General features: G+C 69.7%; 11 protein-coding genes. 6 read left to right on the forward strand and 5 right to left on the reverse strand.

The window, feature by feature from the left end; genetic code table 11:
- Window position 1: 1 nt before the first annotated feature.
- The 3 genes from ACFWMR_RS05500 to ACFWMR_RS05510 all read right to left on the reverse strand — a co-directional run bounded on the left by ACFWMR_RS05500 (window position 2) and on the right by ACFWMR_RS05510 (window position 3,935).
- Window positions 2-742, reverse strand: a complete 741-nt coding sequence (locus tag ACFWMR_RS05500) for a hypothetical protein (RefSeq protein WP_378377231.1) — start codon at window positions 740-742, stop codon at window positions 2-4.
- Between the two features lie 11 nt (window positions 743-753).
- Entirely contained in the window at window positions 754-2,571 is a 1,818-nt protein-coding gene (locus tag ACFWMR_RS05505; RefSeq protein WP_378377233.1) for a substrate-binding and vWA domain-containing protein, read from the reverse strand.
- 188 nt (window positions 2,572-2,759) lie between these two features.
- Window positions 2,760-3,935, reverse strand: a complete 1,176-nt coding sequence (locus ACFWMR_RS05510) for a homogentisate 1,2-dioxygenase (RefSeq protein ID WP_378377235.1) — start codon at window positions 3,933-3,935, stop codon at window positions 2,760-2,762.
- 85 nt (window positions 3,936-4,020) lie between these two features.
- Between ACFWMR_RS05510 and ACFWMR_RS05515 the strand changes: the two genes are divergently transcribed.
- Together ACFWMR_RS05515 and ACFWMR_RS05520 are read left to right on the forward strand one after the other, a co-directional pair.
- Window positions 4,021-4,875 (forward strand): hypothetical protein, encoded by an 855-nt coding sequence (locus ACFWMR_RS05515; protein WP_167405958.1) that lies wholly within the window; start codon window positions 4,021-4,023, stop codon window positions 4,873-4,875.
- The gene (locus ACFWMR_RS05520; protein WP_093931930.1) at window positions 4,872-5,513 is read left to right on the forward strand and encodes an IclR family transcriptional regulator; all 642 of its coding nucleotides are present in this window, start codon (window positions 4,872-4,874) and stop codon (window positions 5,511-5,513) included. The genes ACFWMR_RS05515 and ACFWMR_RS05520 overlap by 4 nt, the downstream gene beginning before the upstream one ends.
- Before the next feature lie 4 nt (window positions 5,514-5,517).
- Here ACFWMR_RS05520 and ACFWMR_RS05525 read toward each other — a convergent pair whose 3' ends face one another.
- A complete protein-coding gene (locus ACFWMR_RS05525; RefSeq protein ID WP_378377237.1) occupies window positions 5,518-6,189 on the reverse strand; it encodes a DUF998 domain-containing protein in 672 nt (223 codons plus the stop codon).
- Window positions 6,190-6,277: 88 nt separating this feature from the next.
- Window positions 6,278-6,865: a TMEM165/GDT1 family protein gene (locus tag ACFWMR_RS05530; protein WP_039914838.1), complete on the reverse strand. Its 588-nt coding sequence runs from the start codon at window positions 6,863-6,865 to the stop codon at window positions 6,278-6,280.
- A gap of 188 nt (window positions 6,866-7,053) precedes the next feature.
- Between ACFWMR_RS05530 and ACFWMR_RS05535 the strand changes: the two genes are divergently transcribed.
- The 4 genes from ACFWMR_RS05535 to ACFWMR_RS05550 all read left to right on the forward strand — a co-directional run.
- The gene (locus ACFWMR_RS05535) at window positions 7,054-8,007 is read left to right on the forward strand and encodes a S41 family peptidase (protein ID WP_378377239.1); all 954 of its coding nucleotides are present in this window, start codon (window positions 7,054-7,056) and stop codon (window positions 8,005-8,007) included.
- Window positions 8,008-8,088: 81 nt separating this feature from the next.
- A complete protein-coding gene (locus ACFWMR_RS05540; protein ID WP_378377241.1) occupies window positions 8,089-9,600 on the forward strand; it encodes a cytochrome ubiquinol oxidase subunit I in 1,512 nt (503 codons plus the stop codon).
- Window positions 9,601-10,014: 414 nt separating this feature from the next.
- On the forward strand, window positions 10,015-11,022 hold the full coding sequence (cydB, locus tag ACFWMR_RS05545) for a cytochrome d ubiquinol oxidase subunit II (protein ID WP_378377242.1): 1,008 nt from the start codon (window positions 10,015-10,017) through the stop codon (window positions 11,020-11,022).
- Window positions 11,019-13,688 (forward strand): ABC transporter transmembrane domain-containing protein (locus ACFWMR_RS05550; RefSeq protein ID WP_378377244.1); only part of this gene is annotated, 2,670 nt, incomplete at its 3' end. The genes cydB and ACFWMR_RS05550, both read left to right, overlap by 4 nt.

Raw genomic sequence — 13,688 nt, forward strand, 5'->3', positions numbered from 1 at the left:
CTCAGCCGAGCGAGCGCCGCGTCGCCTCCTCGGTCTCCACGACACCCCGCCGGATCCCTTCCAACTGCTCGTCCAGTTCGCCGATCGTGGTGGTGTCGAGCAGCGAATCGCCGGTGGCGGCCGACAACTCCGCCGCCCTGGCGACCAGCCCGTCGAGCCCGAGCGCGCCGGATCGCAGCTGTGCCAACAGTTTCCGTTGCGCGCTCGAAAGCCGCGCGTGCACGTCTTCCTGCGCCTGCACTGCTTCGATCGACTGCGTCAGGTCGCCGCGGATGTCGTCGTCGGCGGTCTTCAATTCCTTCCGCAGCCGGGCTTTCTCGGCGGACACCGCGCCGACGTCCACCCGCGTCAGCGCCTTGCCGGTGGCCGTCGCGCGGCCCGCCAGCCGTCGGAGCGTGTCGACGGTTTCCCGCACCACCGGTTCCATGCCGGCCACCCGGTCGGCGAGCGGGCCGGCTTCGAGCGAGCCGGAAATCGACCGGAACCCGTCGGCCGCCGACTCCGCGCGCCGCAGCCAGCCCGCCTCGGGTGAACCCGGTTCGACGTCCGGGAGTGCTCGTTCTTCGGGCTCCGGCAAGGGTTTCGGCCGCGTGGCGGCGGCGACCCCGGCACGGGCGGCGAGCACGGTGACGCCGACGCCGAGCGCGGCGAGGGCCGGCAGTTGCACCGCCCAGGCCGCACCCGCCGACGTCGCCGCGAGGAGCAGTCCCCACGGTTCGGCTAGCTCACGGACGAAGCGCATATCCGAGGATCTCAGAAATTCGAGATCACGGCGGTGAAGACCTGGTCGATCGAGTCCGGTTTGGACGAGTCGTACCCGACGCCCTGGGTGGTCTCGGCGATCTCCTTGAGCACGTTCAGGTCCGCGTCGGAGCCGTAGGCGATGGTGAACATCCGCACCGCTTCGCCGCCGCCCTCGGTCCGCAGCTGCCCGACGAGGTTCTGCAGATCGATGCCGCCCGGATCCTCGTTCCGGCCGTCGGTGAGCACGACGACGGCGTTGATCGCGTTCGGGTCCAGCCGCTGCTTCATGAACTCGTACGCCGCGAGCGACGAGTCGTAGAGCCCCGTCCCGTTCTGCGGTGTCAGCCCGTTCAGCCGCGACGCCAGCTCCTGCCTGCCCGGTTCACCGCCGATCGGCGACACCGGCCGGAGTTCGAAGTAGTCCTTGTCGCCGTTCAGTTTCGTGGAGAACATCCACAGCCCGACCTTGTCCGCGTCGCTGAACTGCGGCAGTGACGCCACGGCCGCCTGTTTCGCGAGATCCATCTTGTTCTTGCCGGTCCCGCTGACGCCGTCGCCCATCGAACCGGAGACGTCGACGACCAGCAGCACGTTCGCCTTCTTCCGCAGGTCCTTCCACGACTTCAGCACCTCGGTCAGCACCGGCGGGCTCGGCGGGCGGATCAGGTTGAGCTTCCCGTCGGGCTGGGCGCCGTTCTCCGAGGTGGTCTGCGAGCCCGGTTTCCCGTCGAAGGTGCGGAAGCCGATGTCGCTGAACTTCTGCTGCGCCTCGGCGCCGCGCAGATGCGCGAGGAAATCCGCCGCGACCTGCTTGTGGAGGTCGTCCGCCCAGTTCAGCACGGTGAACGGGTGATCGGAGTTGAGCGTGCCGTCGCTCGGGTAGATCCCGACGAGCGGCACCTTCGGCGGCGCGTGCTGACCGCGTTTCGCCGGGTCGTTGGTGGGATTGCCCTGGTTGTAGCCGACGAGCGAGTTCTCCTCGACCGTCACCGCCGAGATGTACGACAGCGCGGCGCCGCGGTCGTCGGCCTTCTGCAGGTTCGTCAGGAACGTCAGCGTGTTGTCGCCGTAGTGGACGATGGCCTGCTCGACGTTCTGCACGAACGTGCGCGCCTCCGGTTTCGCGAGCGCGTTCGCGGTGAGGTCCGAAGACGTGCCCGTCGCCGCGTAGTAGGCGCCGATGGTGGCGTTGAGACCGGACGTCGAGATGTTCGGATTCGTCTTGCCCAGCCGGAACTTCCCCCACTCCGGATGCCCGTACTTCGCCCAGCCCTGCGGATCCGTGGCGAGCGCCGCGAGGTCCTTCCAGCCGATGCCCTTGCCCGGCCAGCCGAGCGCCTCGGCCATCGGTTTCGGCATGGCGACGACCAGTGGCGCGTTCGCGACCGATTCCGGGTCGCCCTCGGGGACCAGCGCGGGGTGGTCGGTGCCGGTGAGGTTCTGGCGCAGCAGGTTCACCCAGCCGGACGCCGCCGGCGTCCAGACGTCCGGCCGCGGTCCGTCCACCGCCTCGTTCCAGCCGCGCGACAGCGCCTGCATGGCGGTGCCGGAGGACTTCGACTGCACGAGCACGTCGACGCAGCGCCCGGCCACCGTGCGGCCGCTGTAGCCCTTGGCGATCTCGGTGACCACGCCCGCCTTCTCCGGCGAAGACGACACCTGCAACTTGACCGCGTCGCCCGTCGTGCACTTCGCTTCCGCGGCCTCCTCGCCGGAGTCGCTCGTGATCGCGCGCAAGCCGATGATCAGGCCGATGGCGACCACCGCCGCGGCCACGAACGCCAGGACCTTGCGGCCGCCGCGGGACTGCTGAGGATTCACGACCATGGAGAACCTCCGCCGGTGGGGACACCGATTATCCGGAGGTTTCGCCTTGTCCGGCTTGGCGTTGCCGAACCGTTGCGGCCGTGGCGGTACTTATCCCGCCATCTTTTCCGCATTTAGTCCTCTGAATGCGTGGGCACCTGCTCGCGCCGGTCTTCGAATACCGCATTCAGAGGACTAAATGCGTGGCATCAAGCTCCCGGACCCCGGCCGGACCAGGTCCACGCGTAGCCGTGGTCCTCCGACGCGTCGGCCGCTTCGCCGAGCTCCAGCGGCGCGAAGGTGTCCACCATGACCGCGGTCTCGTCGAAGAACTGAGCGCCGATCGACGCCTCCGCCGCGCCGGGCTGCGGCCCGTGCGTGAAGCCGGACGGGTGCAGCGAAAGCGAGCCGATCTCGATCCCGGAACCCTTGCGCGCCTCGTAGTTGCCGCGGACGTAGAACATCAGCTCGTCGGAGTCGACGTTCGCGTGGTTGTACGGCACCGGGATCGACTCGGGGTGGTAGTCGACCTTGCGCGGGCAGAACGAGCAGACCACGAAGTTCGGGCCCTCGAACGTCTGGTGCACGGGTGGCGGCTGGTGCACGCGGCCGGTGATCGGCTCGAAGTCGTCGATGTTGAACACCCACGGGTACAGGCAGCCGTCCCAGCCGACGACGTCGAACGGGTGGGTCGCGTAGGTGTAGCGCGTCAGCCCGGCGCGGTGCCGCACGAGGACCTCGACGTCGGTGCCGTCGGCGACCAGCGGTTCGGACGGGCCCCGGATGTCGCGCTCGCAGTACGGCGAGTGCTCCAGGAACTGGCCCTTCGCCGACAGGTACCGCTTCGGCGGGCCGATGTGGCCGCGCGCCTCGATGGTCAGCAGCTTGACCCCGCCGCCGTCGTGCGGGAGCACGCGATAGGTGCACGACGTCGGGATGACGAGGTAGTCGCCGTCGCCGACCTCCAGCGCGCCGTAGATCGTCTCGACGGTCGCGCTGCCGCCCTGGACGTAGAACAGCTCGTCGCCCGCCGCGTTGCGGTACAGCGGCGAAGGCCGGGTCGCGTGGACGAAGCCGATGGTGACGTCGGCGTTGCCGAACAGCCTCCGCCGGTCGGTGACCGCGTCGGCGTCGCCGAACTTGAGGTCGTGCGTCTTGTACGCGCGGGGCTTGAGCGGGTGGTTCGGGGTGATCGGGCCACGCTCGTCCTCGACCGCGACGGCGTCGACGATCGCGGTGGGCAGGCCGCGGTGGTAGAGCAGTGCCGAGTCCGCCGAGAAGCCCTCGACACCCATCAGTTCCTCGGCGTACAGGCCCCCGTCGGGCTTGCGGAACGCCGTGTGGCGCTTGTGCGGGATCTCGCCTACCTGCCGGTAGTAAGGCATCGGAATCTCCCCGGAACGTGTCCGTTGTGCGAACGATTTTGTCCTGATGTCGTACGCTACTAGCGTGTCAGTCGTGTCAAGCGCTGTGGAACTCACGCCACCCGGCCCCCGAGGAATCCCTCCCCTGTTCGCGCGGCTCGTCGACGACTCGGCGTTGTTCCCGCCCGGTGAGGCGTCCATGCCCGAAGCGCTGCGTGCGCACTTCGCGTCGAGGGCCGGTGAGCACTCCGGCGTCCTCGGTGTGTTCCTGTGCCAGGCGTCGAGGCTGCCCGAGCTCATCACCGAACTCATCAAGATCAAACCGAAGGAACCGCTGCCGCTGTCGCTGATCATCGACACCGGCCTCGGCGGGGTCCCGAAGGCGATCTCGATCGTCGAATCCCGCAGCGAGATCCTCGCACTGCGCATGGTGGAGATGCCGGCGCCGTCGGACGTCGACGAGGTCTGGCTGGAGCGCGTCTCCGAGTTCGTGCCGGAGGACGTCATCCGCGTGGTCGAGCCGCGGCGCGGCGTCGGCTGGCTGGACGGCGTGCGGAAGGTGATCGAGCACGGCAGCTGGCCGAAGATCCGCTGCGGCGGCAAGGCGGGCGAGAACTTCCCCAGCGTCGACGAGGTCGCCGACTTCCTCGCGGTGGTCAGCGGCTCGACCGGGGCGTCGTTCAAGGCGACGAACAGCCTGCACCGCGCCGTCCGCCACACGGACGAGACGAGCGGCTTCACCCACCACGGCTTCCTGAACCTCATCGTCGCGTCGGCGCGGTGCCTCTCGGGTGGCGACGTGCGCGCCGCGCTGGAGTCGACCGACAGCGCCGCACTGGCCGCCGAGGCCAAGGGGATGTCGGAGCCGGCCGCGAAGGCCGTTCGCGGGCTCTTCGCCTCCTACGCGGCGGCTTCGTTCGACGAGCCCGTCGCCGACCTCGGGGAACTCGGGCTCTTGTGACCCGCGAAGGGTCGCTGACTCTCGACCGCGGTCTGGCGCTGTTGCAGGCCGTGGCGGACGCGGGTGGCGAGGCGGCGACGATCTCCGAACTCGCCGTCGCCATCGGCGCGAGCCGGGCCGCCGTCTACCGGCTGCTCGTCCCGCTGTCCGAACGCGGCCTGGTGTGGCGTGACGGGAACAAGGTGCGGCTCGGCGTCGGCCTGCTCCGGCTCGCCGGGCAGGTCCTCCCGCAGCTGCGCGAGGCGGCCAGGCCGGTCCTGCGGGAGCTGGCGGAGAAGGTCGGCGCGACGGCGCACCTGTCGGTCGCGCAGGGGGACCAGGCGCAGGCCGTCGCGGTCGTCGAACCGTCCTGGACGAGCTTCCACGTCGCCTACCGCGTCGGCACGCGCCATCCGCTGTCCGCCGGCGCGGCGGGCAAGGCGATGAGCCTGCGGCCCGGCGGTGGCGAAGGCTGGGTGACCTCGTCCGGCGAGCTGGAGGCCGGCGCGTCCGGGGTCGCCGCGCCCGTGCGCGGGGTACCGGGACTGAAGGCCAGCATCGGCGTCGTGTCGCTGGAGCCGCTGGACGCGTCCGTGGTGGGGCCCGCGGTCGTGGCGGCCGCCGTCCGGCTGGCCGAGGTGCTGAAACAGCCCGAGTAGCGCGTCAGCGGGTGCTGAGCAGCGGGCGCACCATGGTCGCCAGCAGGGTGAGGTCGACGGCGAACAGGAGCCGCTCGAACAGGCCGAGCGTGATTTCCTGGTGCGACGGCCCGGTGAGCATCGTCCAGACGAAGCCGCCGAGCACGATCACCACCGCGGCGAAGCTGGCCACCGAAAGCCGCCGGATCGTCGTGCGGCGCGGCTCCCACGGGCAGCGCGCCCGGCCGGGGCGGGTCAGCACCCAGGCGGCGGCGGGAAGCGCGAGGAAGGCCGTCAGCGCGGCGTAGTTGTGGATCTGCCCGGCCAGCGAGCGGGCCTGGCCCTCGGGGTCGACCGGGACCAGTGCGAGGACGAACAGCCCGGCGCACCAGACGCCGAGCAGGCCGAGGACGGACTCGTACCCGCTGCGGTGCGCCTTCGCGATGCCGCCGAGCAGGGCGAGCGAGCCGAACCCCAGCGCCAGGCACATCGCGCCGAACAGCGGAGCCGCCGTCGAACCGGGCGAGAGGTAGCCGTAGACGTACTCGGACAGCGTCTGCCAGATCGGGCTGACCTGGCTGGACAGCCGCAGATGCAGGTCGATCGAGATCGCGACGGCGACGGCCATGCCCAAGATCGCGAGCCTGCCGTGCACGGGGGAGACGGCACGGGCCGCGAGGATCTTGGGCGAGGTCACGACCGGTTTCTCCAGGCACGTCGGGGCGGGTGTTCACCTTTTCGTTCCCGAAAGGTTACCCGGCGAACCTGTGAAAAAGCCGTGGGCCTCAGAAGGCCAGCTGAGCCAGCGCGAACAGCGAGAACCCGGCGAAGACGAAGCCCGCCACGCGCTGGATGAGCTTCGGGCGGATGCGGCTGCGGACCTTCGCGCCGATGAACACGGCGAGCCCGGCGACGGCGACCAGCGCGACGAAGGAGCCGAGCGCGACCGCGAACGGGTTGCCGAAGCGGGCCGTGAGGCTGGCCGTCGCGAGCTGGGAGGCGTCACCCCACTCCGCGGCGAAGAGCACGCCGAACGACGTCAGCGCGGAGCGGAGGAAGGACACGGGACCCGCTCCGGACCGCGACGCGTCTTCGCCGCCGTCCTGGCCGGGGCTGAACCCTTCGCGAAGGAGCATGTACGCACCGATACCGAACATCGCGGCGACGATCGCGGTCACCAGCGTCTCGGGCAGCAAAGTGAGCACACTGCCGAAGGTGGCGGCGATCGCACATTGCACGGCGAAGGCCGCGGTCACCCCGGCGAATACCGGCCACGCGCGGAAACGGGTGGTGAGAACCAGGGTGGCGACGAGGGTCTTGTCCGGCAGCTCCACGGCCAGTACCAGGCCGAACGCGCTGATCAGCGCCAGCATCGAGTCAGACATGATGAATTCGCACCCCTTTCACTGCAACGATAAAGGGGCGATTCAGAGAAAGGCAAGCTGATCGCATTTCCGAATCGCGCTGCCTGTGTGGGCGAATTGTTTTTCGAGGCGGAGCGGAAAGGAGATTTCGGCGAACCGAATTCTTTTTTCAGGCTTCGCTGGTAGCTTCGGCCGTCATGGACGAGAGAGCGCGGATCGAGGGCGTGTGCACGCGGCTGAAGGACCACTACGTGTTCCCTGACGTCGCCGAGAAGCTGACGGTGTTCCTGCGGGCGAGGCTGGGCGACGGCGCGTACGCCGGTTTGGACGACCAGGCGTTCGCCGTCGCGGTGACCCAGGACCTTCAATCGGTCAACGGGGACAAGCATCTGCGGCTGCGGCACCACGTCGACCCGCTGCCCGAGGTGAACGGGGAGTCCTTCGACCCCGAGCAGTTCCGGCGCGAGGCGGAACTGAACTGCCACGGCATCGCGGCGGCGCGACGGCTGTCCGGGAACGTCGGCTACCTGGAGACGAAGCTGTTCTACGGGCCGGACATCGCCGGCGAGGCCCTTTCCGCGGCGATGACGCTGCTCGCGACCACCGACGCGCTGATCCTCGACGTCCGCGAGAACCGGGGTGGCAGCCCCGCCGCGGTGGCCCTGCTGATCAGCTACCTGGTCGACGAGCCCACGCACTTCAACAGCATTTACCTGCGTGATGGCGACGTGACGAACCAGATGTGGACCCTGCCGTACGTGCCGGGGCGGAAGTTCGGTCCGGACAAGCCGGTGTGGGTCCTGACGGGTCCGACGACGTTCTCCGGAGCCGAGGACCTGAGCTACTCGTTGCAGCAGCTGGGGCGGGCGAAGACGGTCGGCGCGGTCACCGGCGGCGGCGCGAACCCGCGGCAGCAGTACAAAGTGGACACCCATCTGGATGTCACCGTCCCGGGTGGACGTGCCGTGAACCCGGTCACGGGAACCAACTGGGAAGGCGTCGGCGTCCAGCCCGATATCCCCGTCGCCGTCGAGGCCGCGCTCGACACCGCCTACGCGTTGGCGCTGGAACACGTGCTGACGCTGGGGGACACGGGAGTGCGGCGGCCGGTCGCCGACGAGGCCAGGCTCACACTCGCCGGCCTCGGCTGACCAGGGCGCGGGACCTACGTCCTGTCGAGATCAGGACCACTTGAACTGGCGGGCTCATCGAGCGTTGAGCAGGCTTGAGGCGTGGAGGTTCTCGATCTCGCTAGGTGGCAGTTCGGCATAACCACCGTCTATCACTTCCTGATGGTCCCGCTGACCATCGGGCTTTCGGTCCTGGTCGCCGGGATGCAGACGGCCTGGGTCCGCACGGGTGACGCGCGCTACCTGAAGATGACCAAGTTCTGGGGGAAACTCCTGCTGGTCAACTTCGCGATGGGCGTGGTCACCGGGATCGTGCAGGAGTTCCAGTTCGGGATGAACTGGAGCGCGTACTCGCGGTTCGTCGGGGACGTGTTCGGCGCGCCGCTGGCGATGGAAGGGCTCGTCGCGTTCTTCGTCGAGTCGACCTTCCTGGGGCTGTGGATCTTCGGCTGGGACAAGCTGCCGAAGAAGGTCCACCTGGCGTGCGCGTGGGCGTATTCGCTGGCGACGGTGGCGTCCGCGTACTTCATCCTGGCGGCGAACTCGTGGATGCAGCATCCGGTCGGCGTCGAGTTCGTGGACGGGAAACCGACGATGAACTCGATCTGGGCGGTGCTGACGAACAACACCGCGCTGGCCGCGATCCCGCACACGCTCGCGGGTGCTTTCTCGGTGGCGGCGGCGTTCCTGGTCGGTGTCGCGGGCTGGCGGTTGTGGCGCAAGCGTTCGGAGGACGACGAGCACCGCGCGGTGTGGCGTTCGTCGTTGCGTCTCGGCGGCTGGACCGGCGTGGTGGCGTTCGCGGTGCTGGCGATCACCGGTGACATGCAGGGCAAGCTGATGTTCGAGCAGCAGCCGATGAAGATGGCTTCGGCGGAAGCGTTGTGCCACACGGAGAAACCGGCGAGCTTCTCGATCATCGCGATCGGGGACGTGAGCGGTTCGAACTGTGAGGACGTCAAGACGTTCAACGTGCCAGCGTTGCTCTCGTTCCTGGCGCACAACGACTTCACGACCGAGGTCAAGGGCGTCGAAAACCTGGTGACCGAGTACCAGGCGAAGTACGGCACGAACTACCCGGACGACCCGCAGCTCGGTTCGCTCGCGGGGAAGCCGATCGACTACGTGCCCAACCTGCCGGTGACCTACTGGGGTTTCCGCGCGATGATCGGCTTCGGCGCGATCTCGGCCGGGATCGGGCTGCTCGCGCTGTGGCTGACGCGGCGCGGGCGGATCCCCGGGCAGCGCTGGTTCCCGTGGCTCGTGCTCGGCGGCATCGCGACGCCGTTCATCGGCAACAGCGCCGGCTGGATCTTCACCGAGATGGGCCGTCAGCCGTTCGTGGTGGTGCCGAACCCGACCGGGGTGGACGGGGTGTGGATGTTCACCGCGCAGGCCGTCTCGAAGTTGTCCACAGGCGAGGTCTGGACGTCGTTGATCGCGCTGACGACCGTCTACGCGGTGCTCGGCGTCGTCGAGGTCTTCCTGATGCGCAAGTACGTCCGCGGCGGCGTCGACGCCGTCATGCCACCCAAGAAACCGACCTCGACCAGCAAGAACAGCGACTCGGAAGGCGGTGACGGCGATGACGACGCGCTGGCCTTCGCCTACTGATCGCCTCTTGACGTCACCTACCCAGCCCCCCGCCCTTCCCGGGGGACGGCCCCGCACCCAGCGTATCGGGGGTATCGCTCAGGTGGGTTACCCACAGCCTATCTGTGGACAACTCGGGTGGTTGTGGATAACTCAGGGCGAGCAGGTGGGGAAGCGCCGGTTCGGGCGGGCAGGCGTGGTAGCGGCAGGTTGCGAAAGCCACTTTCGCAACGCTCAAGGTTGCGAAAGTGGCTTTCGCAACGTCCGGAGCGGACAGGTGACCGGGCGCGGGACCGAGCGGGCTGAGGGGGCCGAGCGGGCTGAAGGGGCCCTTCACCGCATCGCACGCACCGAAGGCTCCCTTCGCCACATCGCATGCGGCGAAAGTCCCCTTCAGCCCAGGAAGCCCCGGGAAGCCAGGAAAGTGAGCACCCGATGACCCTCGAAACGATCTGGTTCTGCGTCATCGCCCTGTTCTGGCTCGGCTACCTCTTCCTCGAAGGCTTCGACTTCGGCGTCGGCATGCTCATGCCGGTCCTCGCGAAGGACAACACCGAGCGCCGCGTCATGGTCAACACGATCGGCCCGGTCTGGGACGGCAACGAGGTCTGGCTGATCGTCGCCGGCGGCGCGATGTTCGCCGCGTTCCCCGGCTGGTACGCGTCGCTGTTCTCGGCCGCGTACCTGCCACTCCTGGTCGTCCTGCTCGCGCTCATCGGCCGCGGCGTCGCGTTCGAATACCGCGGCAAGGTCGACTCCGACCGCTGGCGCCGCAACTGGGACCGCGTCATCGGGATCGGCTCGTGGATCCCGCCGTTCGGCGTCGGCCTGCTCCTCGCGACCACCACCCTCGGTCTCCCGCTCGACGCCGACGGCAACCGCGTCGGCGGCCCGTTCGCCGCCCTGAGCCTCGAAACGCTGCTCGGCGCGGTCGCGGTCGTCGGGTTCTCGCTGGTCCACGGCGCCGCGTTCCTCGCACTCAAGACCGAGGGCGACCTCCGCCACCGCGCGCGGAACCTGGCCACGCGCCTGCTCCCGGTCGTGCTCCTGCCGTTGCTCGCCTTCCTCATCGTCGTGCAACTGCGCTCGGGCGACCTGTGGACGCTGCTGCTCATCGGCATCGCCGTCGTCGCCGCGGTCATCGCCTGGTTCCGGATCCGCGCGGGCCGGGAAGGGCAGGCGTTCGCCGCGCTCGGCGGAGTCATCGGAGCCGCCGCGGTCGCGATCTTCGTCGCGCTGTACCCGAACGTCCTTCCGTCCACTTTGGACCCGGCGAACACGCTCACCATCGCGGGCGAGGCGTCGAGCCCGTACACGCTGACCGTGATGACCTGGGTCGCGCTCTTCGGCGCCCCCGCCGTCCTGATCTACCAGAGCTGGACGTACTGGGTGTTCCGCAAGCGCATCGGCACCCGGCACATCCCACCGGTGCACGCACCATGACCGAACTTCCCGGCCGCGACACCCTTTCCGCCACGGAGTCCACAATGGACCCAGCGCGACCGGGGAAGGGTCCGCTCGGCGCGCTGGCTCCACTTTCGAGTGCGGCGCGCCGGGCGTTGATCCTCAGCGCCATCCTGTCCTTCGTCAACGCCGTGTTGCTGGTGGGCCAGGCGTTCCTGCTGGCCGACGTCCTCTCCGCGGTCGTCCGCGGAACCATGGGGGACCGCACCGCCCAGCTGGCCGTGCTGCTCGCGCTCGTCGCAGGGCGCGCGTTGACCGGCTGGGCGGTGCGGATCGTCTCTGCCCGCGCGGCGGCCCGCGCGAAGGAGGAACTGCGCGCCAAAGCCCTCGACCATGCCTTGAGACTCGGTCCGGAATGGATCGCGCGCCGCGGTCACGGCGAGCTGACATCGTTGACCACCAAGGGACTCGACGCGCTCGACGCCTACTTCACCCAGTACCTCCCGGCGCTGGTGACCGCGGCGATCGTGCCCCTCGCCGCCGGTGCCGCGATCCTGGTCGCGGACTGGCCGTCGGCCGCGCTCGTCGTGATCACCGTGCCGTTGGTGCCGCTGTTCGCCATCCTGATCGGCAAGCACACCGCCGAGCGGGTCGCCGAAGCCGCCGACGCCGAGCAAAGGCTGTCCGGGCACCTGCTGGAACTCGTCCGCGCCCTGCCGATCCTCAGCGCGTTCCGCCGCGCCGAGGCGCAGGCCGAGACGGTCCGGAAGATCTCCGAACGTCATCGCCGCGCGACGCTCAAGACCCTGAAGGTCGCGTTCGCGTCGGCGTTCGCTCTAGAACTGATCGCGACGCTTTCGGTCGCGCTGGTCGCCGTCGTCATCGGCGTCCGGCTGGTCTCCGGCGACCTGCCGCTGGCCATCGGACTCGGCGTGCTGATCCTCGTCCCGGAGTGCTACCAGCCGCTTCGCGCTGTCGGCGCCGCGTTCCACGCCAGCGAAGACGGCGTCGAGGCCGTGCGCCGGGTCGCGGACGTGCTCGCGGAGCCCTTGCCGCCCAACGGTTCCGGGACGCCGGCCAAAGGCGAGATCCACGTCGGCGGGCTCCGCGTCTCAAGGCGCGGCGGGTTCGCCCCCGACGGCGAGACGTTCTCCGTCCGGCCCGGCGAGATCACCTGGCTGCGCGCGCCCAGCGGCGGCGGCAAGTCGACGACGCTGGCCGTCCTGCTCGGTTTCGCGCAGGCCCACGACGGATCGATCACCGTCGGCGGTACCGACCTCGCCGACGCCGATCTCGACCGCTGGCGCGAGAACGTCGCCTGGGTGCCGCAGTCGCCGGTCTTCGGCGGGGGCACGGTCCGCGACGAGGTCGGCGCCGAAGACATCCTCGGCGAACTCGGGCTGGCAGGGCTGGCCGAACGGCCGGTTTCGAAGCTTTCGCAGGGGCAACGTCAGCGCGTCGCGGTGGCGCGGGCGCTGGTGCGGGTCCGGTCGGGCGCGTGGCTGCTCCTGCTCGACGAGCCCACCGCTCACCTCGACGAGGTCAACGCCGCACTGGTCATGGCCGCCGTCCGCAAGGCCGTCGACAACGGGGCCGCCGCGATCATCGCCGCGCACGAACGCACCACCGGTGTCGACATGTCGGCCGACGCGGTGAGGGAAGTCGTCACGACGGAAGAACGGACGGCGACCAGGCCGGTCCCGTGGCGTCACCTGCTCCAGCCGAGGTTCTTCGGCGGGGCGCTGCTCGGCGCCGCCGCGTTGCTCGCCGGGGTCGCGCTGACCGCGCTTTCGGGCTGGCTGATCGCCAAGGCGTCGCAGCAGCCGCCGATCCTGACCCTGACGGTGATGATCGTCGGCGTGCGGACGTTCGGCCTCGGCCGCGCGGGGCTGCGTTACCTAGAACGGCTGGTCACCCACGACGCCGCGTTCCGGATCGCCGGGAGCCTGCGGGTCCGGCTGTGGGAGTCGCTGGTGCGGCTCGGGCCGGCGCGGGCGCTCCGGGCGGGCGAGGAGCAGCTACGGCTGGTCGGTGACACCGACACCGTGCGCGATCTGCTGCCCCGGGTGGTCACGCCGCTGGTCGTGGTCGCGCTGGTGGCCGCCGGCGCCGTCGCGGTCCAGGCCGCCGTGCTGCCCGAAGCCGGGCTCGCGCTGGCCGCGGCCGTGCTGGTGAGCGCGTTCGCACCGCTGCTCGCGCTCCGGGCCGAACGCCGCGCGACCAGCGCCCTGGCCGCCGGACGGCGTTCGGTGTCGGCGCAGGTGCTGAGCCTGTTCGAAGCGGCCGCCGAGCTGATCGCGTACGGGGCTGACAAAGAGCGACGTCGCCGGATCGCCACGACCGACGCGGCACTGACCGCCGAAGCCCGGCGACAGGCTTTCGGCGCCGGAGCGGCCGACGCCCTGATCATCCTGGCGACGGGGGCCGCCACCGTCGTGAGCACCGGGTTCGCCGTGAGCGCCGTCGCCGCCGGCGCGCTGGACCCGGTTCTCGCGCCGGTGGTCGCCCTGGTGCCGCTGGCGCTCGCGGAGGTCCTCTCCCTTCTCCCGCCCGCCGCGCAGCACTGGGACACCCTTCGCCAGGCCCGTCTGCGCCTCGCCGCGTGTCATGAGGGGTGGAGCACCCGCGAAAAAAGAAACCACCGCGAACCCCCAAAACAACCACGACCAGGGCAAACCCAACACACAAAAACACAGCGCCCCCCC

The organism is Amycolatopsis thailandensis (assembly GCF_042723255.1).
Lineage (GTDB): Bacteria > Actinomycetota > Actinomycetes > Mycobacteriales > Pseudonocardiaceae > Amycolatopsis > Amycolatopsis thailandensis.

Excerpts from the sequence above, each read along its gene's own strand:
- ACFWMR_RS05500 (WP_378377231.1), bottom strand. The coding sequence starts at position 742 with ATGCGCTTCGTCCGTGAGCTAGCCGAACCGTGGGGACTGCTCCTCGCG.
- ACFWMR_RS05505 (WP_378377233.1), bottom strand. The coding sequence starts at position 2,571 with ATGGTCGTGAATCCTCAGCAGTCCCGCGGCGGCCGCAAGGTCCTGGCG.
- ACFWMR_RS05510 (WP_378377235.1), bottom strand. The coding sequence starts at position 3,935 with ATGCCTTACTACCGGCAGGTAGGCGAGATCCCGCACAAGCGCCACACG.
- ACFWMR_RS05530 (WP_039914838.1), bottom strand. The coding sequence starts at position 6,865 with ATGCTGGCGCTGATCAGCGCGTTCGGCCTGGTACTGGCCGTGGAGCTG.
- ACFWMR_RS05535 (WP_378377239.1), top strand. The coding sequence starts at position 7,054 with ATGGACGAGAGAGCGCGGATCGAGGGCGTGTGCACGCGGCTGAAGGAC.
- cydB (WP_378377242.1), top strand. The coding sequence starts at position 10,015 with ATGACCCTCGAAACGATCTGGTTCTGCGTCATCGCCCTGTTCTGGCTC.